Here is a 21,353-nt window from a genome sequence, read left to right as displayed (position 1 = left end):
GCTGAGGATACCCCAACCCCTCCAGGCGGGTAATGTCACCGCCTGGAGGGGCTTTTTTTGAAAAGCGAGGAAGTGTATGCGGCAGGAACTGGTTCATATTGCCCTGGTGGTGCGCGATTACGACGAGGCCCTGGATTTTTACCTGAATACGCTGCAATTTGAGCTGATTGAAGATACCTACCAGCCGGAGCAGGATAAGCGCTGGGTTGTGGTGGCCCCGCCAGGCTCGCGGGGGGCCACGCTGCTGCTGGCGCGGGCGTCCACGCCGGAGCAGGAGGCTTTCATCGGCCGTCAGAGCGGCGGGCGGGTGTTCCTGTTCTTAAACACAGACGATTTTTGGCGGGATTACCAGCGCCTGTGCGCGGCGGGGGTACATTTTGTGCGCGAGCCTAAGCAGGCCGAATACGGCTGGGTGGCGGTGTTTGAAGACCTGTACGGCAATTTGTGGGATTTGCTGCAATTGAACGCCGATCACCGCATCATGCGGCGCAGCGCTGGCTGGGGGGAACCGCCCGCGGAATAACCCCGGCAAGTTTTGGTGGTGAGGATGGAAGAAATGTGGTTTAATCAAACCGGCTGATGGTTCCATTCAGCGCGGGTTATTGCCCTCCGGGTCATGGATTAACGATAATTGAGCGGATCTACAGTGCCTTCTTGAGCGGGATAGTTTCCCATTCAGGCAGTGGGGGATGTTCACCGACTGGAGAAGGCCAGAAATGGGCGAGGCAGTATGAATAGTGTGACATTAATCGCGGCGGCGCTGCTCTTGCTGGTCAGCGTGCTGGTGAGCAAAATTTCGGACCGCTTTGGGGTTCCGGCGCTGCTGTTGTTTTTGGGCCTGGGCATGTTGGCGGGCTCTGACGGCTTGGGGGGGATTTATTTTGACGATCCGGCTTTGGCGCAGTTCATCGGCGTCAACGCGCTGGTGCTGATCCTCTTTTCCGGCGGGCTGGGGACGGAATGGACGGACGTGCGCGATTCAGCCCGCGAGGGGCTGCTGCTTTCCACGCTGGGGGTTTTGCTGACGGCCTTTATCGTGGGGGGCTTTGCCAGCCTGCTGCTGGGGCTGAGCCTGTATGAAGGGCTGCTCTTGGGCTCGATTGTTTCTTCGACGGACGCGGCGGCAGTCTTTTCGGTGCTGCGCTCGAAGGGCATCAGTCTGAAAGGGCGGCTGAAACCGCTGCTGGAGCTGGAATCCGGCAGCAACGACCCCATGGCCATCTTCCTGACCATCGGCTTGATTCAACTGGTGACCCAGCCAGAGCTGTCTCCCTTCAGCCTGATCACGCTTTTTATCCGCCAGATGGCGCTGGGGGCGCTGGCGGGGTTTGTGATGGGCAAGGGCATGTTTTGGCTGGTGAACCGCATTAAGCTGGGGCACGAGGGGCTGTACCCGGTGCTGACCCTTTCGCTGGTGTTTTTGACCTTCGGCCTGACGGATTGGGTGGGAGGCAACGGCTTCCTGGCGGTGTACATGGCCGGTATCGTCTTGGGCAAGGACGACTTTTTGCACCAGCGCAGCCTGCTGCGCTTTCACGATGGGCTGGCGTGGATCATGCAGATCGCCATGTTCCTGACCCTGGGGCTGCTGGTGTTCCCTTCGCGGTTGGTGCCGATTATGGGGGTGGGGCTGTTAATCGCCTTTTGTCTGATGTTTGTGGCGCGCCCGCTGAGCGTGTTCCTGACTCTGGCTTTCAGCCGCATGGGCTGGCGAGAGAAAACTTTCATCTCGTGGGTGGGGCTGCGCGGGGCTGCGCCCATCATTTTGGCCACCTTTCCGCTGCTGGCGCGGGTGGAACAGGCCGATCTGTTTTTCAATATCGTTTTCTTTGTGGTGCTGACTTCTGTGCTGCTGCAAGGCACGTCCATCCCGCAGGTGGCCAGGCGGCTGAAGCTGGATCTGCCGGTGGTGCCCAAGCGTGTGTACCCGATTGAGTTCACATCCGTGGGCGGGTTCAAGAGCAAATTGAAAGAGATGCCGGTTCCGCCGGGGTCCTGCGCCATTGGCAAAGCCATTTTTGAATTGGGGCTGCCCGATGATTTTTTGGTGGTGCTGATCGCGCGCGAGAACGATTTTCTGGTTCCGAGCGGCGGCGTGGTGGTGCAGGGGGGGGATGTGTTCCTGGTGCTTTCGACCCAGGAATCGTTTGACGCCGTGCAGACGAAGGTGAGCCAGCCCGCCTGAGGCGTGTTCGCAGGGGGCGTGGGGGGCAAGGCGGGATATTCGCCCGTAGAGGCGTATGTAGGGGCACGCCTTTTATGTGAATGGTCAGATACGCAGGCGCGTGCCCGCACATACGCACCAAAAAATTCCCCCTGTTTTCCAGTTCCCGATTACAATCATTTTTACAGATTACCGGGCGAAGGGACTGGGATGACCATTCATTATTCTTTTCACATGCAAAGCGATTACTTGTTGGTGAAGGCCTGGGGCGCGGATGAAAACCTGGAGGAGGTCAAACGCTACGGTGAAGCGGTGATCCAGGCTGCCGTTCAGCACAATTGCCCCCGGATTCTGTGTGACGAACTCGAACTGGTGTACCGCCTGGAAGTGGCCGAGACCTTTTTCAGCGCGGAGCATATTTCAAAGCTGGTGCCCTCCCTGCACCGTGTGGCGATTGTCACCCAGGCGAGCCAATTGGAAGTGGGTAAGTTTTGGGAAGATGTGGCGGTGAACCGCGGGCTGTATGTGCGCATGTATACTTCCTTGGAGGAGGCCAAAAATTGGCTCCTGAGCTGAGGGTCCGCGCGGCTTTGCTCGCCAACAGGGTGGGCGCATGGGCCTAGAAACGCCAGGCAGGCGCATCACCCTGATGACTTACGGCTCACGCGGGGACGTGGCGCCTTTTACGGCCCTGGGAACGGCATTGAAGCAGCGCGGCCACAGCGTGCGGTTGGCGGCCCCGCACGGGTTTGCATCCCTGGCAGAACGGTACGACCTGGAATTTGTGCCGCTGGCGGGTAATCCCGAAGAACTCTCGCGGGAGTTTGCCGATCAGGCCGGGGGAAGCTGGCTGCGCATGGTGAAGGGGATGACGGCGCATGTGCTGCCGCTGGCGCGGGGGGTTTTTGATCAACTGCAGCAGGCCGCGCAGGGCGCGGAATTGATCGTACATTCTTTTCTGATGACGGATGCGGGGCACACCCTGGCTCGCCAGCAGGGCATCCCCGATGTGTCGGCGCAACTGTTTCCGGTGTTCTTGCCCACGCGCGCCTTCCCAAACGTGGCCATGCCGGATTGGCCCCTGGGCGGCGGTTACCGCTGGGCCACCCATGCGCTGAACACGGCCGTGTTTCGCTACGGCGCGCGGCTGATGTACGGTCAGATCCGCCGCTCGGTCCCGGAACTGCCCGCGCTGGCAGACTGGCCTTTCGCGGGCCGCGGCCAGGGGCAGACCCCGGTTTTGCTGGCCTACAGTCCAGCGCTGCTGCCCCCGCCAGCGGATTGGCCGCCCTACGCCCATGTGACCGGCTATTGGCCTTTGCCTGCGGCCCCTGGCTGGCAGCCCCAACCCGAATGGGTGCGGTTTTTGGAAGCTGGGCCGCCGCCGGTCTATTTTGGCCTGGGCAGCGTGCGCTCGCAGCATTTGCCGCGCCTGTTGGAGGCGGCGGTGATCGCGGCACGGGCCTGCGGGCTGCGGCTGGTGTTGGGCACGTCCCAATCGGCAGGTTGGGGCGGCGAGGATGTTTGCGTGGTGGAAGATGCGCCCCATGGGTGGCTGTTCCCGCGCATGGGGCTGGTGGTGCATCACGGCGGGGCCGGAACCACCGGCGCGGCCGCGGCGGCGGGCGTGCCGCAGACGGCTGTGCCCTTTTCGGTGGATCAGACCTTTTGGGCGCGCCGCATCCGACAGTTGGGACTGGGGCCGGCAGCCCCCGCCGCGCGCCATCTGGACGCGGCCGGGCTGGAGGGGATCTTCCGGCAGGGCGTGGAACAGGCAGAATATTCCCGGCGCGCGGCGGAATTGGGCCAGCGCATCCGCGCGGAGGACGGCCTGAGAGCGGCCGTCAGCCGGATTGAGGCGTGTTTGGACTCAAAATCTTAGATGAGGATGGAACCTGTGAACGTTGTGCAAATCTTTCAGTGGATCGGCCTGGGCGGGTTCATCGCCTGGGCGGTGGTGGAGCGCGGCTTTTCCCTTTCCAAGCAGCAGCAGACGGGGGGATTGCGCCTGGCGGCTGCTTCGTACTGGTGGATCAGCATCAGCTGGTACGCCAGCCAGTTTTACGCCCTGGCGGACTCCTGGATGGGCAGTTGGACCACCTTTGCCTCGCCGCTGTGGGGGCTGCGCGGGTTGGGGGCAGCCCTGACGGTGGCCGGGGTGGCCTTGCGCTTTTTGGCGCGCCGCGAACTGGGCAAGCAGTACAGCGTGCATGTGGAAACTTCGAAAAAGCACCAGTTGGTGACCACGGGGGTGTATCAACGCCTGCGCCACCCGGCCTATTTGGGGCTGCTCTGCCTGTTTCTGGGCATTCCGCTGTGTTTGGGCAGTTGGGGCGGGCTGGGTCTGGCGGCGCTGCTGGGCATCCCGGCGGTGGTGAGCCGTATTCGCGTGGAGGAACGCTGGCTGCGCGAGTGGTTCGGCGAGGCTTACATGCGCTACGTCAGGCACTCCTGGCGGCTGATCCCGTACGTGTGGTAAAGTAGCAAACTGCGCCTGGCCAAAACTGAGCCGGGCGCAGTTTTTTATGGGGGGAGGGGGATATTACGCTGAGAGAGCTTCGCTCAGACCGCGGACCAGCGCCTGATAGAAGGGCACCGGCTTGAGGAACACGTCCTTGTGGATGCGGCCTTCCGGAACGATGATCTGGCGGTAGGCGGGGAATCGCTCCAAATAGGCAGGCAGCAGCTTGCTGCCCCAAACTTCATCCCGCTGTCCGATGATCTGCAAAACGGGAACGTGGAGGGTCACATCCTCGGCCAGACTGGCGTTGGCCTCATCCAGGGTGGCTTCGATGGAGTAAATGAAAGAATCCAGGCGGTCTTTGGGCGTGCGCTTGAGGGCTTCGGTGAACATCTTCACCAGCTCGCGCGAGGATTTTGCGTCGTAGGCGGGGTCGAAATCCACATATTCTGGGGGAAGCTGGCCCAGGAAGCGGCGGTAGACCGTTTTCATCAGCACAGAAAGGAAACCGGTCTTCAGCATGACGCGTGCTATGCCGTTATTTTGGCTGAGGGCTGGAGAAGAGGCCACCAGCACCACGCGCTCGATGCGCAGATCGATGGCCGCCAGATCCAGGGCGATGGGGCCGCCGTAAGAGACGCCCATGGCTGTCAGCGGGCCGGTTTCACCTAGGCCGTCGAGCAGAATGGCCATGTCTTTGGCGTGCTCGCGGATGGTCTGTTTGTGCGTGAGGGGCGAACTGGCCCCGTCGCCGCGCCGGTCGGGCAGATAAATGGTGTCGAAGAAGCCGTCGTTGATCAGGTGGCGCGAAGGGCGATCAATGAGGGTGTGGTTGCCGCCCCCGCCCCCGCCGTGAATGTAGATGGCGCGGCGTCCGGTGCGTTGGGGACCGCGAAGCACCTTGACGAACAGCGATGCGCCCTCCTCCAAGGCGATGGTTTGGGTGGTGGTGGTGATGTGAGAGCTGTCTGGCTTGGGAAACATATTGGCATTCACTCCATGATTGAAAGACGGATTATCGTCGAAAACCGATCTCATCCAAGAGGATCACACCCGCAGGGGTGCGATCAAAAACGAAGCGAACTTCGGCGAGATCGGCGATGTCCAGGGCGGGATTCTGAGCAGTAAAATCATTCAGGGGATATTCAAAAGTTTGAAAGATGGGTTCAGAAAGGGGCAAAAAGCTCATCCAATCCATTTTGCCCAAATGAGTGCGCAGGGGCGGCTGAAGGAGGGAAAAATGGCTGAGGGGCAGGCGGGCAGTCTGACCAGATCGGTCTGCCAGATCCAGGGTTAAATCAATGGGTTGGGTGAACGGCTGGGTAGGTCGGGAAGCATGGGGTAAGGGGGATTCATCCACCGCGGCCAGAGAAAAGGTCAGATACGTATGCGGCTGTAGCCCCAGGTCCTGCTGGGGTAGGCTGAGGGTATAGTGGGGCGTGCCGCTTTTTGTGCTGTGATCCCAACCGAGGAGGACTGCGCTGGTTTCCAAATTTCCCCATTTAAGCGGGACGATTTTCTCTTGCCAGCGGGTCAAGTTTTCACCCTGCAGGGCATTGGGCCAGGAGGCACTGGTGAGATCTAGGTCTTCTTCAAAGGTGGCGGCGCGCAGGGTGAATGAATCTTGATACTGGCTGATCAGGATCGTGTTTGGAAGCCAGGCAGCGGCGCTGCGCGGGTCTTGAAACAGGGCGCGGTAGCCGGATTGCTGGTGGAGGGAGGCTTCGAAAAAGGCGCTGACGGCCACCTGGGCGATTTTTTCTTGTTCGGCTGCGGGCATGAGCTGGGTGAGATTAAAGAGCTGGCGAGCCGGGCCCAACATGTCGCGGCGGCCCCAGGCGCGGTTAAATTGGCCGTGATTTGCGCCGTAGATGTACAGCGCGGTTTTGAAGTACGGCTTGCCGTCATCATAAAAGAGCTGCTGGTAGGTGCGCGACCCGCTGAAAGTGGCCACGTCCATATCCTGCGCGCCGTGCAGAACCAGGTAATTGATATTGCTGAGGGGTACGCGGCGGCCGCCCGGGCGGAATTGGCCGTCTACAGGGGCAATCGCGGCCACGGAGCGGATGTTAAACCCGCCGCCCAGGGGGATAGAGGCGTCATCAGGATGGCAGCGCATGCGGTTAAAGGCAGCTGCCAGCGCCACAGCTTCACCGCCGCGCGAATGGCCCACCAACCCGATGCTGTCCATATTGACCAGGCCGTAGAAAGGATTGTCAGGGGTGGTGCTCCACTGCTGCCATTGATGCAAGTGCTGCAAAATGAGCCAGGCGCGGGCGTCATTCTCCTCTTTGAGGGGGGCCAGAAAGGCTAAGTCGGCAGTGAGCGAAAGGTTAAGAAAATTTTCGTCAATGGAAGCGGTGATGAAGCCGCGGCTGGCGAGCAGTTCTGCCAGGTAGGCGTACCCATCTTCAGAAGGGTCCTCCATGGGATGGTTGCCGTGTACCAGCACAATGAGGGGAAAAGGCCCGGAGCCTTTGGGGAGCCAAACGCGTGCATTCAGCGGCATGGCCTGGGGACCAAAACCCCAATATGCCGTGCGCAGATCAGACCACCCTTCGACCAGGGCGGATCCGTCCACTGGCTCTGTTTTAAGGTCGGCCTGGGCGGCATACTGCGGGCGGCGCAGATCGGCACCGCTGCCGTAGGTGAGGGTTTGCACAGCGAATGGGCCAGGGAGAGAGGGGTCCGAAAGTTCCAGGGGTTTTACAGCCTGCGCTGATACCGCCGCGGCGTTAACGGGTGGGGTGATGGTGCGGCCTTCTGGCAGCAGCACAGATCCGATCAGAGTCAGCAAAAGGAGACCCAGGAGGAGAGGAACGGCGGCGTGGGTCACTTTTTGGCGTTGGGTGAGGCGCGGCCAGGCGGCGAGCTGGGCGATACCTGCACCCAGGGTGGACGCGCTCACCAGAAGAAGGAAAACGACTGCAACCATACCGTAGGCCAGCGGCATGGCCATGTAGGCGATCAGCATCAGCGGCAGGGCGGTCAAAAAAACCCAGGCGTACAAGGCGGGAAGGCGGCCCAGCAGACGGGCCACAAGAATCAGCAGCGCTGCCAAAAGAGCCGCGGCCAGGATACCGCCGAGCCAGCCCAGAATTCCGGCCGCTGCGCCCGCCAGGGCAAAACCGGCCAAAGACAGCGCGGCCCAAACCAGGGCAGCGGTCAGCGCCAGGCCGTACATTGCCCCGCGCCATACGCGCGAGGCGGGGAGAAGGGGGGAGTGGAAAAGCGATGATCGTAATGCCCCAATACGTTGGGCGATTTTTTGAAAGCGAGAACGTCCGGCAGAGTAAGAGGGGTGCATATCGGGGGAGGTGGGGAGATTCGAAAATTGGATGAGCATCGTCTTGTAGGGTACATTCAAATGGTTTCTTTCATTCTAATTTGCCAGGGCGGCGTGCGCATCCTGCGAATGGGGGATTGGCTTATAGACGGTGGATGAGTTTTTCAATGGCCATTTGGGTAGGGGGCGCTGGCAGAACATTTTTGCTATAATCAAGAAAGTAGATAAGCCTATTTGGATGAACGGAGGCTTTAATGACCGCGGTTCGTTTTGATATGATCGGCATTTTTGTGAACGACCTGGCCCAGATGGTGGATTTTTATAAAAACGCCGTCGGCCTGGAGACGGATTGGAACGGCGAGGGGCCGTACGCTGAGTTTCGCCACGAGGGCATTCGCCTGTCGATGTACGCCCGCAGCCAGCTGCCGGGTCTGCTGGGCACGCCGCCGGATTTTCCGCAGGGCCTGAACGGCACCTTTGAGCTGGCGCTAAACGTGGGCCAGCCGGGGAATGTGGATGTGAAATTTCAGGAGCTGGTGCAGCGCGGCGGGCGGGCGGTGTATGCGCCGCGGGATGAGCCCTGGAAGATGCGCTCGGCCATGATCGCCGACCCGGACGGCAATTTGATTGAGATTGCCTCGGATTTTTGGGAGTGACGCGGCGGCTGGCGCGGGGGAGGCGGCATGACCTTTGAAATCTTTCTGACCCTGGCGATTGTGGCCGCGGCGGTGGCGCTGTTTGCCACCGAAAAGCTGCGCGTGGATGTGATTGCTCTGCTGGTTTTGCTGACCGTGGCGCTGACCGGGCTGGTGCGGCCGGAGCAAGTGTTTTCGGGCTTTGCCAGCCCCGCGGTGATCACCGTGTGGGCGGTGTACATCGTTTCGGGAGGCCTGTTCCGCACGGGCGTGGCCGATAAGATCGGGCAGGTGGTGGCGCGCGTTTCGGGCACGAGCGAGCCGCGCCTCATCGCGGTGATCATGTTGGTTTCGGGGCTGCTCTCGTCTTTCATGAACAACATTGGGGCGGTGGCCGTGCTGCTGCCGGCGGTGGCGGGCATTGCGCGCCAGACCAAAATCCCGCTGTCGCGCCTGCTCATCCCCCTGGCGTTTGCGTCGCTGATGGGGGGCAACATGACCCTGATCGGCACGCCCCCCAATATCCTGGCTTCCAGTATGCTGGCCGAGCGCGGCTATGCCAGCTTTTCCTTTTTTGACTTCACGCCGATGGGTGCGCTGGTGTTTGGCGCGGGGATCCTCTACATGGTTTTGATCGGGCGGCATTGGCTGCCCGCGCGCAAGAATGCTGAGGAGCTGCAAACCCAGCAGCTGCGCGAGTATTTCAGTGAGGTGCGCGTATTGGCCGAAAGCCCCCTGGTGGGCAAAACCCTGGGTGAGGCGCGTCTGGGCGCGGAGTACGACCTGACGGTGCTGTCCATTTTGCGGCAGGGCAGGCCGCTACGTGCGGTGGGGCGCGATACCGCGCTGGAGGCGGGTGATTTGCTGTTCGTGGAGGGAGCGGCCGCCACGCTGCTGCGGGCCAAGCAACCCCTGGGTTTGGTGATGGAAGCCGAGCCAGAAATGACGCTGGAGCAGTTGGAAACGGAGGATTTCCACCTGGTGGAGGCCACCCTGGCGCCGCATTCCGCGATGGACGGGCACACGCTGCGGCAGGTACGCTTTCGCGACCGTTTCGGCTTTACGGCGTTGGCCGTGTGGCGCAAGGGCGCGGTGCTGACCCAGCGGCTGATTGATCTGCGCCTGCGCTTTGGCGACACCCTGCTGCTGAAAGGGCCGCGCGACCGCCGGGCGGCGCTGCAGGAGAGCGGCGAATTCTTGGTGCTGGAGCCGGTGACGATGGAGCTGCGGCGTTGGAATAAGGCCTGGATCGCTCTGGCCAGCCTGGGGCTGGTTTTGGCCCTGGCCACCTTCGGCGGCCTGCACATCTCTATTGCGATGGTGATCGGCGCGGTGCTGATGGTGCTGACGGGCTGCCTGACGATGGACGAAGCCTATCAGAGCATCGAATGGCGCAGCGTGTTCTTGATCGCGGGGATGCTGCCGTTGGGGTTGGCCATGGAAAACACGGGCGCGGCGCGCTTTTTGGCCAACGGGATTGTCAGCGGACTGGGAGCCTGGGGGCCGCTGGCGGTGTTGGCGGGCATCTTTTGGCTGGCAGGTTTGATCACCGAACCCATGTCCAACGCGGCGGCGACGGTTTTGATGGTGCCCATCGCCATCGATGTGGCCGTGGGCCTGGGGGCCGACCCGCACGCCTTTGTGTTGGCGACGGTCATCGGCGCATCCACCAGCTTCCTCACGCCGGTGGGGCACCAGGTGAATGTGCTCGTGTTTGGGCCGGGGGGATACCGTTTTTTGGATTATACCCGCGTGGGCTGGCTGTTGAACGTGATCATCTTCATTGTGACCATGATCTTTTTGCCGCTCTTGTGGCCGTTGTTCCCCTAACCGCGCTGCTGAATAGTTCAGCCCCCTCCCCGATATGCCGGGGAGGGGGCTGTGGTTTGCGGGGTTAAGATGGGCTACACGGCGGGGGGCACGAAGCCCTCGATGTAGGTGCGGATGGCGGGCATACCCACCAGACGGTCGTAGAAGAAGTTGTTGACGATGTTGATCACCTCGGCGCGGGCGGCTTCGGCTTCGGCGGTCAGGCTGATGCCGGCCTCAGGGCGGGAGAGGGCGTCGCGCAGGCGCAGCAGATGGCGCACGATCTGGGCTTCCTGATCGCCCTCCAGGGCTTTGATCACATCCAAAATCAGGCGGTCAGCGGCGGCGATGAGCTCACCCTGGGGGATGCTGGAACCGGCCGAATAGGCGTCGTCAATGGTGCGGATGAGCGACCACACCTGATAGAGGATGGTGGCGGGCTCGTCAAACAGTTCGCGCAGGAAGGCGGCTTCTTCATAGCGGCCGGTGAGCCGGAAGATGTTGTACATGCGCTTGGCCACCTTGCCGTAATTGATGTCTTTGGTGAGGTATTTGCGCACCTCGCGCTCCAACTGTTCCACGTAATGATCCAGGGCGTTGGCCGAGACGTGCTGTGCCAGTTTGGAGAAGATGGGCACGGAACCGGCGTCGAGATAGACTTCCTGGAAGTAGGGATCCAGGTAGCCGTCCAGGGGGATGATCTCGCCGTCGGGCTGTTCCCAGGTGACGTCCAGCATGTTGCTGGCGTTGGCTAGCTGTTTGCGCAGCGGGTCGGCCACCACCCAGTCCAGTTTGCACCAGCCCGGGTCGTTGGCGGCCTGCTCCCAGGTGATCTCGGCAGGCGTGCCGTCGGCATGAAAGCCTTCGATCTTGCCCGCCTGGATTTGGGAGGGTTTCCAGGCGATGGGCGTTCCAGCCCGGCAGGTGCGGTCGCCGACGATGATCTCTTCGGGGTAGGAGCCGAATTTGACCTCGATGAGCTGGTAGGTGGGACCTTGCAGGGCGCTGAGGGCCTTCTCGCGCATGATGCGCGCCAGGAGCTGGCAGGCCTCTTCGCGCGTGGGGGCCAGCAGGTTGACGCGCTCAAAATAGTCGCAGTCGCCGGGGTAAGATTGAATTTTGGATTGGGCCGCGGAGCCGGAGAGGGCCAGGGCGGTTTCCACCTGACCGGGGATGTCGGTGAATTCCACCAGCCGCCCGATGCGCCGGAAATATTCCAGCTCATCCTGGCTGAAATCCAGCATGGAGACGTTGTGGCCGAACACACCGCTGCGTTCATCCATGGTGATACTGCCGTCCTGCACGGCGGCCATATTGGTGAGCCACTGCAAGGCGTCGGCCTCGTTCACTTCCACACCCAGGCGGCGCGCTGATTCCAGGATGCGCTCCAGTTCTGCTTGAGCTTTGGGGTTCAAATCGGACATGTGCTTCCTCCAATCGGGCTGACAGAAAGGGACGGTAAGCGGCGGGGCCGGCGGGGTTTAGACCGCGGCAATTTGGGGCCGCCGGAAGATTTGCTGAAAGATACGGGCCTGGTCCTGGGCGTCGCTGAGGGCGTTGTGCTTCAGTTCGGTGCTGCTTTGCAGGCGGCGGGCGACGTGCTGGAGGGAAGTTTCGCTCCAGAGGACGCCGGTAAGGCCCATGTAATAGGCTTTGATATCCAGGGCGCTGTGGCCGAAGGGGTTATGGCCCAGGTAGCGGTGGAAATAATCGGCCACGAACATCCAATCAAAGGGGGCGTTGAAGGCCACGAACACCGGGCGGTGGCCGGCGGGGGTGACGCTTTGTAGCCATTCGGCAAAGTCGCGCAGGGCGCATTGGGGATCGCAGCCGGTTTGCGCCAGAGTCTCCAGGCTGAGGCCGGAGATGTCCAGAGCATCCGGACGGGCGGCGGGGCGGTCGGGCTTGAGCTCGCGGTAAAAGGTGACGTCGGGGTCGTTCACCAGACAGGCGCCGATCGAGAGCAGGGCATATTCGCAGGGCACCGGCCCGGCAGTTTCAACATCCACGCTGATATAGGTTTCCAGAATCATGGATTGATTATACAGGTTTTGCCCCCGCGGCGCGACCTAGAACAGCGAAAATCCGGCCCCACGGCGTTACCCGTGAGGCCGGTTGTTTATTACCGTTCCGGTGTGCTTACTTGCACACCTTCTTGGTCGGGCAGAACTTCCACACGCTGCCGCCCGTATTCCTATTGATCACACCCATGTACAGGTTGCCCTTATACGGGAAGAGAGCGTTTGTATAGTAAATACGACTATTGCCGCTGTTACCCATGCCCGATGGCCCCGCCTGCGACCACCAGGTCACACCGTCTGGGGTGGTGAATACCACCAGACCCAGGTCAGGATTGCCCATCACGACCACCAGGTACTTGCCAACGATCGCCAAGGACGACATCACACGGTAGTTGATATCACCACCCAAATTCTCGCCGTCGGCGATAAACTGCCAGTCGCTGGTCTTGGTACATTGGTTTCTGCACCGCCAAATTTCCGAGGAACCTCCCACCCGATGATGCGTGATGGCGTACAGGCTGCCGTTGAACGGGACTAACGAGGGGATCATGGTATTATCTGGATCTCCAAAGCCGCTGATGTTCACCTGATTCCAGGTGCCGCCCAGACTGCGCCGCCACACCTGGGCGCCTTCACCAGCATTGTTGGTAGATGCATACCAGGCGTCCTGATACTCGACAGCATCCAGAATAGCAATGTTATCATCGCTGCCGAAACCGTCACCGCCCAGGTCTTTTGGCTCCCAACTGCCCGAATCCCCTGTGGCGCTGCACCATAACTGCGCCCCAGCGCCGGCGCTCCAGGTGGTGGCGCACAGTTCATTCCCCAGCTTCATCATGCGGAAGACTTCGGGGTTACGCTGTCCCTGGTCAAAGCCGTTGTTCACCACGATCTGCCAGCTCAGCCCGTCGGCCGTGCGCCAGATTTGCCCGCCGTTGTTGGGGTCGTTATAGGTGTAGGTGGCGGCGTACAGCATGCCGTTGTATTCAAAAAGGTGGTTAATGGCCTCGGCGCTGTTATGGAAGCCGTCGCTCTCCACCATCATCCAACCGCTCTTCGCTTTGCGCCAGATCTGCGCGCCGTGTTCCCCATCACTCCCCGCGTACAGCATGCCTTTGAACATCGCTACGGTATATACTCCCGTGGTCCAGCGGCTGCCGAAGCCGTTCAGGTTCTGTTGGCCGAAGTAGGGCACGCCGGGGGCATACACCTGAATGCGGTGGTTGTCGCGGTCGGCCACGTAGAGGTTGCCCTTCTTGTCCATCGCCAGGCTCGAGGGAACGCGGAGCTGGCCAGTGCCGCCGCCCCAACTGCCGCCAATGGTGCTGAGATAGGCGCCGCTTTTGTCGAAGATCTGAATGCGGGTGTTCCAGGCGTCCGCCACAAAGACCTTGCCCTTGGCATCCACGACCACATCCTGCGGCCCACCCAGGCGGTCGTGCGTGTCGCCGCACAGGGTGGTGGTGAAGGTCATCACGTAGCGCAGACGTTTATCAAACTTCTGCACGCGGCAGTTGCTGTCATCCGCCACATACACGTTGCGGGCCTTATCCAGCCCAATACCCTCTGGGTAGCGGAAGTGAGCGTTATCCGAACCTTCTTCGCCGCGCACACCCACGGAAGCGACCACCGCGCCGTATTTGTTCAGTTGGGTCACGCGGTGCAGCTCGTTGTCGGTCACGTAGATGTTGCCGGCCGAATCGCGGGCGATGTCGCTGATATGCTGGAAGAGGCTGTCGGGCGCCCAGCAATCCCCGCCGCCCGCGAACACACCCAGGTAAGTGCCGTCGGCGCTGCTGTACTTATGAATGGTGCAGCCCATGGCCGCATACACAGTTTTGCCGTCCGAGACAATGCCGTTGGGGGTTTCCACCAAGTCCGGTGGCTCTCCCCAAAAACCGGACTGTCCCACCGTCCAGGCGGCGGAGCCGTCGGGGTTGAGCTTGATCAGGCGCAGCGCGCCTTCGCCCAGGATGACCGAACCGTTGGGCTCCACTTCCACAACCCTGGGTGCGAAGAAGTGCTGGTCATCCGCGGGGATGAATTGATTGGTATGGCCGAACTGGCGCAGGTATGCCTTGGTAACCGCGCTGTACACCAGCACGCGGCGGTTGGGGCTGTCGGCGATGTAGACTTTGCCGCCAACCTCATCCACCGCCACCCCGTGCGGTTCCATGAAGTGGGTGTCGTCATCCCCCTGAACATCGAACTCGCCGAAGGCACCTGCGTAGCTGAGATCAGCGAGATTGTAATAGGGCACATAGGCATCATAGACCACGCCCACGAGCAGGTGACCGCGAGTGTTATCCACCGCAACCGAGGTGGGGAATTCCAGATCGGTGATCTGCGCCAGGTAATCGCCGTCGGCGTCGTACTTCATCACGCGGTTGTTGAATGTGTCCGCCACATAGATATTCCCCGAATCATCCACGGCCACGCCGATGGGGTTATCCAGGTGGTTGTCATCGGAGCCGCTGACGCCGGCTTCACCGATGGTGAAGAGATGATTGACGTCGCTGTCGAACACCTGAATGCGGTGGTTGTAGGTGTCAGCAATGTAGATCTGGCCGTTGACGGGGGAGATGAAGATGCCTTCGGGGGTGTTGAAATGCTCATCGTCCGTCCCCGAAGTTCCGGGGTCGCCGATCCAGCCGGTTTGTTCTCCCAGGGGGTTAAGGATGCGCACGATGTGCAGGTAGTGGTCGGTGACGTACAGGTTCCCGTCCGCATCCGTGGCCATCTTCAGCGGATCCTGGAAATAACCGTCATCAATCCACCCGGTCTCCGTGCCGGGGTGGCCGAAATCGGCCAGGTGGTTGCCGTTGGCATCGTACTTGCGCACAGCTTTGGCCCACGGGTCCGAGATGAAGACGCTGCCGTCTGTGTGCACCCACACGGAGTGCGGCCAGGCAAAATAGCCCGGATGATACCAGGGGAAGGCTTGTTCGCTGACCCCGTAGGTTTTCTCATAGCGGTACACCGTCCCCGGCTTGCCCAAAGCGATGGCCTGGGCGTTGATCTCCGCGCCCTGAGTCACCGCTACCCCCAGCGCCGTGCCGCCGCGCGGCTGCGCAGGCGCCGGTCCATCCGGCGGCTCCGGAAAAGCCGCCGCGCCGCTGACGTTGGCCAACATGGACACAATCACCAGCAGTCCAACCAACCAGAACTTCTGAATCTTGGTATGCATAGATCTTCCTCCCTGATGTGGCTTAATTTGTATTAACGGCATGCTTCCTCCCCCATCCATGACCGTTTTTTCAACCGAATCTGCGTGTGGAAGTCGTCCATTCGACCCCCTAAGATCAGTATAGGACAACTTGAAAAAATTGCAAGCGTTCGGGGCCTCCGATTTTTGGAAACCCCACCAGATCCTGTCATGAACAAGCAATGATCGCAAAGGATTGAATTGCATGGTTAAATCAAATCCGGCCCCACGGCGTTACCCGTGAGGCCGGTTCTTACTTTCCGTTCCGGTGCGCTTACTTGCACACCTTCTGAGTCGGGCAGAACTTCCACACTTCCACGCCTGTGCTGAAATTGTGCATGCTGATGTAGAAGGCGTTCTTGTAGAAGAGGATACTGTGCCCAAAGGAGGTTCTTTCATTGAGGCTGTCGCCCAGGCCGGGCAGGGAGGCTTGTTTCCAGGTTTGCCCGTCGGTGGAAGACCAGATCACCAGGCCGTCAGGGCTGCCGATGAGGGCGTAGAGGGTCTTGCCGTTGGTGAAGAGGGTGCTGTTGCGGCCGTGGTTGTTGACCGGGAATTCTGCAGCCTCGCCCACCAGCTCCCAGGCGATCGGCGTGCTGGTGCAATTGGTGCAGCGGTACACCTGGGAGGGCTGATCGCCGTGGGTGGCGGTGATGATGTACAGAGCCTCCTTGAAGGCGGTCACGCCGCCGATGGCATATGTTTCAGAGGAGTCGATGGGGGCTGAAACGCGCGACCAGGTATCCCCGCTGCGGCGGTACAGCCCGCCCTGCGGTCCGTTGGTGGCGGCGAAGTGCGTCCCGGCAAATTCCACAAAATCGAGGATGGCCCAGCTCTTATCGGGGCCGCCGAAGCGGTTGGTCCAGCGCTGTTCCCAGGTGTCCATGTCGCCAGTGGACGAGCACCACACTTGCGGGCCGTGCACCCCGCCCGCCCAGGTGGCGGCGCACAGGTCATCGCCGATGATTTCCAGATGGTGGATGGAGTGGTTATCCGTGTCTCCGAAGCCGCCGAAGACCACCGGCGCCCAGGTGAGGCCGTCGGCTGTGCGCCAGATCTGCCCGCCCTCTGAGGTGACCCAGTTATCGGTGGTGTTGGCTGTGGTGGCGTACAGGTAGCCCTTATATTCCAGCAGGTGGCCGATGGTGACATTGGCCCAGTTTTCAAACCCGTCGGCGATGACGCGTTCCCAGCCGGTTTTGCCCTTGCGCCAGATTTGCCCGCCGTTGGGGCCGTTGGTTCCGGCGTAGAGCTGGTTCTTGAAGTAGGCCAGGGTTTCACCCCAATAGGTGTAGCGGCTGCCGAAGCCGTTCAGATTTTGCTGGCCGAAATAGGGCACGCCGGGGGCGTACACCTGAATGCGGTGGTTGAAGCGGTCGGCCACGAAGAGGTTGCCCTTCTTGTCCATCGCCAGGCTGAAGGGGGTGCGCAGCTGGCCCGAGGCGCCGCCCCAACTGCCGCCGATGCTGCTGAGGTAGGCGCCGGCTTTATCGTAGATCTGGATGCGGTTGTTCCAATCTTCGGCCACGAAGACATTGCCCTTGGCATCCACGGCCACATCCTGCGGGCCGCCCAGGCGGTCGTGATTGTCGCCGCACAGGGTGGTGGAGAAGGTCATCAGGTAGCGCAGATATTTGTCGAATTTCTGCACGCGGCAGTTGCCCTCATCCGCCACGTACACATTGCGGGACTTATCCACCGCCAGACCTTGAGGGCCGCGGAAGCGGGCGTTATCCGAGCCCATTTCACCGCGCACGCCCACGGTGGCCAGCACCGCGCCGTATTTGTTCAGTTGGACCACGCGGTGCAGCTCGCCGTCGGTCACATAGATATTGCCTGCCGAATCGCGGGCGATGTCGCTGATGCTTTGGAAGAGGCTGTCGGGGGCCCAGCAATCCCCGCCGCCCGCGAACACGCCCAAATAGGCGCCGTCGGCGCTGTTAAACTTGTAAATCGAGCAGCTCATGGCCACATACACGGTTTTGCCGTCCGAGACGATCCCGTTGGGGCTGCCGTCCAGGCGGTCGGGGGGTTGGCCCCAAAAACCAGATTGTCCCACCGTCCAGGCGGTGGAGCCGTCGGGGTTGAGTTTGATCAGGCGCATGGCGCCTTCGCCGAGGATGATGGAGCCCTTCGGTTCCACTTCGACCGCGAAAGGCTCGAAGAAATGTTGGTCATCGGTAGGGATGAATTGGTTGGTATGGCCGAACTGGCGCAGGTAAGCCTTGGTATCGGCGTTGTACACCAGCACGCGGCGGTTGAAGCTGTCGGCGATGTAGACCTTTCCGCCCACTGCATCCACGGCCACGCCGTGGGGTTCCATGAAATGGGTGGCGTCATCCCCCTGGACGTCCAGCTCACCGAAGGCGCCTGCGTAGCTGAGATCAGCCAGGTTGTAATAGGGCACATAGGCATCATAGACCACGCCCACGAGCAGGTGACCGCGAGTGTTATCCACCGCAACCGAGGTGGGGAATTCCAGATCGGTGATCTGCGCCAGGTAATCGCCGTCGGCGTCATACTTCACCACGCGGTTGTTGTCGCTGTCGGCCACATAGATATTCCCTGAATCATCCACAGCCACGCCGACGGGGGCGTTCAGATGATCGTCATCGTCGCCGCTGACGCCGGTTTCGCCGACGGTGAAGAGGTAATTGGTGTCAATGTCGAACACCTCAATGCGGTGGTTGTAGCGGTCAGCCACGTAGATCTGACCGTTGACCGGGGAGATGAAAATGCCTTCGGGGGTGTCGAATTGCCCGTGGTCATTCCCAGGCCCACCGGGCTGCCCCAGCCAACCGATCTGATCGCCGGCGGCGTTCAGGATGCGCACGGCGTTCAGCTTGTGGTCGGTGACGAAAATGGTGCCTGCCGGGGTGGAGGCCATCTTCAGCGGGTCATCGAAATAGCCCTCAGACCAGCCGCGGGTGCCGGGGTGGCCGAAATCGGCCAGGTGATTGCCGCTGGCGTCGTACTTGCGCACGGCTTTGGCCCACGGATCGGAGATCAGCACGCTGCCGTCCGCCTGCACCCATACGGAGTGCGGCCAGCCAAAATAGCCCGGGTCATACGAGGGAAAAGCTTGTTCGCTGACCCCGTAGGTTTTCTCATAGCGGTACACCGTTCCGGCCTTGCCCAGGGCAATCGCCTGGGCGTCCATCTCGTCCGGCGGGGGTGGGGCGGCGTTGGCGGTCTGCAGGGGTAAGAGAAAAGTGAGGATAAAAAGCAGAGTCAGAAATCGTTTCATCTGCGCGGACATGGGAAGTACCTCCTGGAGGTGTGCAATAGGCGCGGTTGGGGTGCGGAACTCATGCATACCGCCAACCAGCGAATGATAGGGGGTAACTGCGGAGAAGAAAGATGAATGGGGCCAAACCGGAAACCCTTGCCGAGGAAAAAGCCCCCAACAGGTTCATTATACGCGGGCAGGGGGGAATCTGTGCAAACTCCATACGGGCATTTTTCGGATGTGCGTCTGCGATGAGGGCGAACGCAGAGAGGGGAATTGTGGCATAATGAAGATGACAAAAAATCCGCTGGCCGCCGGTATGGGCGGCTGGAGAGAAAGAGGTGAAACCATGCAGTACCGCGAACTGGGACGAACGGGATGGAAGGTTTCGGCGTTGAGCTTCGGCGCCTGGGCGATCGGCGGCACCTGGGGGCCGGTGGATGAGGCTGAATCCACCGCGGCTCTGCACCGCGCCCTGGAGATGGGGGTCAACTTCTTTGACACGGCCGACGTGTACGGCGACGGCATCAGCGAACGGCTGCTGGGCCGACTGCGCAAAGAAACCCGCGAGACGATCTACATCGCCACCAAAGCCGGGCGGCGGCTGACCCCGCACATCACGGAGGGCTACAACCGCGAAAACCTGACCGCGTTTGTGGAACGCAGCCTGAAGAATTTGCAGATGGACGCCCTGGACTTGCTGCAATTGCACTGCCCGCCCATGCCCGTGTATTACCTGCCGGAGGTGTTCGGCGTGCTGGACGATCTGGTGCAGGCGGGCAAAATTCGCCACTATGGGGTGAGCGTGGAGAAGGTGGAAGAGGCCCTGAAGGCGATTGAATACCCGCAGGTGCAGAGTGTGCAGATCATCTTCAACATGTTCCGCCACCGGCCGGCCGAGCTGTTTTTTGAGCAGGCCCAAAAGCGCCGGGTGGGCATTTTGGCGCGGGTTCCGCTGGCTTCGGGCCTGCTGACGGGTAAGATGCGGGCAGATTCGGCCTTCGCGGCGGAGGATCACCGCGCCTTTAACCGCGCGGGTGAGGCTTTTGACCGCGGCGAGACCTTCTCTGGGGTGGATTATGCCGTTGGGCTGCGCGCGGTGGAGGCCCTGCGCGAGGCGTGCCCAGCGGGGATGAGCCTGACGCAGTTCGCCCTGCGCTGGATCCTGATGTTTGAGGCGGTGACCTGCGCCATCCCTGGGGCCAAGCGCCCAGCCCAGGCAGAGGAGAATTTCTCCGCGGCCGATCTGCCGCCCCTGCCGGAACCCGCGATGGCGGCGGTGCGCGCGGTGTACGACCGTTGGATCCGGCCTGAGGTGCATCACCGCTGGTGAGCGGCAGGCGTTCCCAAACGCGCAGCTACTGAGCTGCCGAGCCGGTTGAGGGCGGCTGTGACCCATTTTGCTTGCACAAGGAGTTTTCATCAATGAAGTCTCAATCTGAAGGTAACACGGTGGAGCCGCAGTGGAAAGGGCTATACCAGGCTGGCGGCAGCGCGGCTTTTGGCATGATCGCGATTATGATCGTGCAGATTCTGGTGTTTTCCGTCTGGCCGCCGCCCACCACGGTGGAAGGTTTCTATGACTTGTTTGCCAGGAACGGCTTTTTGGGCCTGCTGAGCATGGATTTGCTGTATCTGGTGAACAACGCTTTGCTGGTGCCCATTTATCTGGCGCTGTATGCAGCCATGCGGCGTTCGGCAGAAAGCGCCATGCTGGTGGGGTTAGTTTTGGGCCTGGTGGGAATCGCGGCTTATTTTGCATCCAACACCTGTTTTGAGATGTGGGCGCTCAGCGGCCAGTTTGCCGCGGCGGCCAGCGAGGGTGAGAAAATTGCCTTGTTGGGTGCAGGCCAGGCCTTGCTGCAAATTTATCGGGGGACGGCGTTTGATTCGTACTACGTACTCAATGCAGCTGCTTTGTTGATTTTCGCTGTGATCGCCCTGCGCAGCCTGCGCTTCGGCAAGGTGACGGCGTATTGGGGGCTGGCGGCGGGCGTGTTGATGCTGATCCCTTCCACTGTGGGGATGGTCGGGCTGATTTTCTCTCTGGCATCGCTGGTTCCGTGGGCGGTTTTCGCGGTGCGCATTGGGCTGGTTATGCTGCGGTGGGGGCGCAGTGCCTGAGCCTGCTGGTTGATCGCAGTACCCAGGAATTGGATGGAGGCAGCACATGAAGAAAATTTCCAGTTGGATGTGGGGGGTGTACGCCTTGCTGACCGTGCAGATGGTACTGTGGGTGGGGTTGGCCGTTCTGCTGATGGTGAACGCTCACCCGGGTGTGCACGCTTCGGCGGGGGTGCGCTGGGGCATGGCGGCGTTGTTTTTGGCCGTGGCCCTGGTTTTAGGCGGGCTGATGTGGGCTGTGCGGCGCGGGCTGCGCTGGGCGCTGCCGGCGGCCTGGATTATCCTGGGCGGGCTGGCCTTCAGCCTGTTTCTGGATCAATTTGGCTGGGCGGATTTCGCCATGCTGCTGCTGTTTTTGGCTCCGGCGGTGATTTTGACCCTGCACCGAAAAAGACCCGCCCGGCTGGCAGCCTGAGAAA

The 21,353-nt window shown here is 61.2% G+C and carries 16 protein-coding genes; 10 read left to right on the top strand and 6 right to left on the bottom strand.

Features of this window, described 5'->3' with window-relative positions:
• Positions 1–76: 76 nt before the first annotated feature.
• The 5 genes from ADN01_RS05840 to ADN01_RS05820 all read left to right on the top strand — a co-directional run bounded on the left by ADN01_RS05840 (position 77) and on the right by ADN01_RS05820 (position 4,643).
• Positions 77–523 carry a VOC family protein gene (locus ADN01_RS05840; RefSeq protein ID WP_062417216.1) on the top strand — a complete coding sequence of 149 codons (447 nt, stop codon included), beginning with the start codon at positions 77–79 and terminating at the stop codon, positions 521–523.
• Between the two features lie 207 nt (positions 524–730).
• Positions 731–2,185 carry a potassium/proton antiporter gene (locus tag ADN01_RS05835; protein WP_062417218.1) on the top strand — a complete coding sequence of 485 codons (1,455 nt, stop codon included), beginning with the start codon at positions 731–733 and terminating at the stop codon, positions 2,183–2,185.
• A gap of 189 nt (positions 2,186–2,374) precedes the next feature.
• Positions 2,375–2,740, top strand: coding sequence for a hypothetical protein (locus ADN01_RS05830; RefSeq protein ID WP_062417219.1), 366 nt, complete (start codon positions 2,375–2,377; stop codon positions 2,738–2,740).
• Positions 2,741–2,777: 37 nt separating this feature from the next.
• Positions 2,778–4,046 carry a glycosyltransferase gene (locus ADN01_RS05825; RefSeq protein ID WP_062417221.1) on the top strand — a complete coding sequence of 423 codons (1,269 nt, stop codon included), beginning with the start codon at positions 2,778–2,780 and terminating at the stop codon, positions 4,044–4,046.
• Between the two features lie 15 nt (positions 4,047–4,061).
• Entirely contained in the window at positions 4,062–4,643 is a 582-nt protein-coding gene (locus ADN01_RS05820) for a methyltransferase family protein (RefSeq protein WP_160318385.1), read from the top strand.
• Positions 4,644–4,706: 63 nt separating this feature from the next.
• Here ADN01_RS05820 and ADN01_RS05815 read toward each other — a convergent pair whose 3' ends face one another.
• Together ADN01_RS05815 and ADN01_RS05810 are read right to left on the bottom strand one after the other, a co-directional pair.
• The gene (locus ADN01_RS05815) at positions 4,707–5,609 is read right to left on the bottom strand and encodes an alpha/beta fold hydrolase (protein WP_062417224.1); all 903 of its coding nucleotides are present in this window, start codon (positions 5,607–5,609) and stop codon (positions 4,707–4,709) included.
• A 31-nt stretch (positions 5,610–5,640) separates the two neighbouring features.
• Positions 5,641–7,992, bottom strand: a complete 2,352-nt coding sequence (locus ADN01_RS05810; protein ID WP_147238979.1) for an alpha/beta hydrolase family protein — start codon at positions 7,990–7,992, stop codon at positions 5,641–5,643.
• Positions 7,993–8,165: 173 nt separating this feature from the next.
• Between ADN01_RS05810 and ADN01_RS05805 the strand changes: the two genes are divergently transcribed.
• Entirely contained in the window at positions 8,166–8,567 is a 402-nt protein-coding gene (locus ADN01_RS05805) for a VOC family protein (protein ID WP_062417227.1), read from the top strand.
• 27 nt (positions 8,568–8,594) lie between these two features.
• Positions 8,595–10,376 (top strand): SLC13 family permease, encoded by a 1,782-nt coding sequence (locus ADN01_RS05800; protein WP_062417228.1) that lies wholly within the window; start codon positions 8,595–8,597, stop codon positions 10,374–10,376.
• A gap of 74 nt (positions 10,377–10,450) precedes the next feature.
• Here the strand turns inward: ADN01_RS05800 and ADN01_RS05795 are convergent, their stop codons facing one another.
• The 4 genes from ADN01_RS05795 to ADN01_RS05780 all read right to left on the bottom strand — a co-directional run bounded on the left by ADN01_RS05795 (position 10,451) and on the right by ADN01_RS05780 (position 18,840).
• On the bottom strand, positions 10,451–11,779 hold the full coding sequence (locus ADN01_RS05795; RefSeq protein WP_062417229.1) for a hypothetical protein: 1,329 nt from the start codon (positions 11,777–11,779) through the stop codon (positions 10,451–10,453).
• 57 nt (positions 11,780–11,836) lie between these two features.
• Complete coding sequence (locus tag ADN01_RS05790) at positions 11,837–12,388, bottom strand: 3'-5' exonuclease (protein WP_062417230.1); 552 nt, start codon at positions 12,386–12,388, stop codon at positions 11,837–11,839.
• 106 nt (positions 12,389–12,494) lie between these two features.
• Positions 12,495–15,563, bottom strand: coding sequence for an NHL repeat-containing protein (locus ADN01_RS05785; protein ID WP_062417231.1), 3,069 nt, complete (start codon positions 15,561–15,563; stop codon positions 12,495–12,497).
• A gap of 292 nt (positions 15,564–15,855) precedes the next feature.
• Positions 15,856–18,840 (bottom strand): NHL repeat-containing protein, encoded by a 2,985-nt coding sequence (locus ADN01_RS05780; RefSeq protein ID WP_062417232.1) that lies wholly within the window; start codon positions 18,838–18,840, stop codon positions 15,856–15,858.
• A gap of 319 nt (positions 18,841–19,159) precedes the next feature.
• Here ADN01_RS05780 and ADN01_RS05775 point away from each other — a divergent pair, with 319 nt between their 5' ends.
• The 3 genes from ADN01_RS05775 (at position 19,160) to ADN01_RS05765 (ending at position 21,349) form a co-directional block, all read left to right on the top strand.
• On the top strand, positions 19,160–20,143 hold the full coding sequence (locus tag ADN01_RS05775; RefSeq protein ID WP_062417288.1) for an aldo/keto reductase: 984 nt from the start codon (positions 19,160–19,162) through the stop codon (positions 20,141–20,143).
• 92 nt (positions 20,144–20,235) lie between these two features.
• On the top strand, positions 20,236–20,934 hold the full coding sequence (locus ADN01_RS05770) for a DUF4386 family protein (protein WP_062417233.1): 699 nt from the start codon (positions 20,236–20,238) through the stop codon (positions 20,932–20,934).
• A gap of 46 nt (positions 20,935–20,980) precedes the next feature.
• Positions 20,981–21,349 carry a hypothetical protein gene (locus ADN01_RS05765; protein ID WP_062417234.1) on the top strand — a complete coding sequence of 123 codons (369 nt, stop codon included), beginning with the start codon at positions 20,981–20,983 and terminating at the stop codon, positions 21,347–21,349.
• The last annotated feature ends 4 nt before the right edge of the window (positions 21,350–21,353 follow it).

Source organism: Levilinea saccharolytica, from assembly GCF_001306035.1.
GTDB classification, from domain to species: domain Bacteria; phylum Chloroflexota; class Anaerolineae; order Anaerolineales; family Anaerolineaceae; genus Levilinea; species Levilinea saccharolytica.
The sequence above is the reverse complement of the archived record's forward strand: the minus strand, read 5'-3'. Positions and strand labels throughout refer to the sequence as shown.

Excerpts from the sequence above, each read along its gene's own strand:
- ADN01_RS05795 (WP_062417229.1), bottom strand. The coding sequence starts at position 11,779 with ATGTCCGATTTGAACCCCAAAGCTCAAGCAGAACTGGAGCGCATCCTG.
- ADN01_RS05815 (WP_062417224.1), bottom strand. The coding sequence starts at position 5,609 with ATGTTTCCCAAGCCAGACAGCTCTCACATCACCACCACCACCCAAACC.
- ADN01_RS05765 (WP_062417234.1), top strand. The coding sequence starts at position 20,981 with ATGAAGAAAATTTCCAGTTGGATGTGGGGGGTGTACGCCTTGCTGACC.
- ADN01_RS05825 (WP_062417221.1), top strand. The coding sequence starts at position 2,778 with ATGGGCCTAGAAACGCCAGGCAGGCGCATCACCCTGATGACTTACGGC.
- ADN01_RS05835 (WP_062417218.1), top strand. The coding sequence starts at position 731 with ATGAATAGTGTGACATTAATCGCGGCGGCGCTGCTCTTGCTGGTCAGC.
- ADN01_RS05800 (WP_062417228.1), top strand. The coding sequence starts at position 8,595 with ATGACCTTTGAAATCTTTCTGACCCTGGCGATTGTGGCCGCGGCGGTG.
- ADN01_RS05790 (WP_062417230.1), bottom strand. The coding sequence starts at position 12,388 with ATGATTCTGGAAACCTATATCAGCGTGGATGTTGAAACTGCCGGGCCG.
- ADN01_RS05830 (WP_062417219.1), top strand. The coding sequence starts at position 2,375 with ATGACCATTCATTATTCTTTTCACATGCAAAGCGATTACTTGTTGGTG.
- ADN01_RS05840 (WP_062417216.1), top strand. The coding sequence starts at position 77 with ATGCGGCAGGAACTGGTTCATATTGCCCTGGTGGTGCGCGATTACGAC.
- ADN01_RS05780 (WP_062417232.1), bottom strand. The coding sequence starts at position 18,840 with ATGTCCGCGCAGATGAAACGATTTCTGACTCTGCTTTTTATCCTCACT.
- ADN01_RS05775 (WP_062417288.1), top strand. The coding sequence starts at position 19,160 with ATGCAGTACCGCGAACTGGGACGAACGGGATGGAAGGTTTCGGCGTTG.
- ADN01_RS05785 (WP_062417231.1), bottom strand. The coding sequence starts at position 15,563 with ATGCATACCAAGATTCAGAAGTTCTGGTTGGTTGGACTGCTGGTGATT.
- ADN01_RS05770 (WP_062417233.1), top strand. The coding sequence starts at position 20,236 with ATGAAGTCTCAATCTGAAGGTAACACGGTGGAGCCGCAGTGGAAAGGG.
- ADN01_RS05805 (WP_062417227.1), top strand. The coding sequence starts at position 8,166 with ATGACCGCGGTTCGTTTTGATATGATCGGCATTTTTGTGAACGACCTG.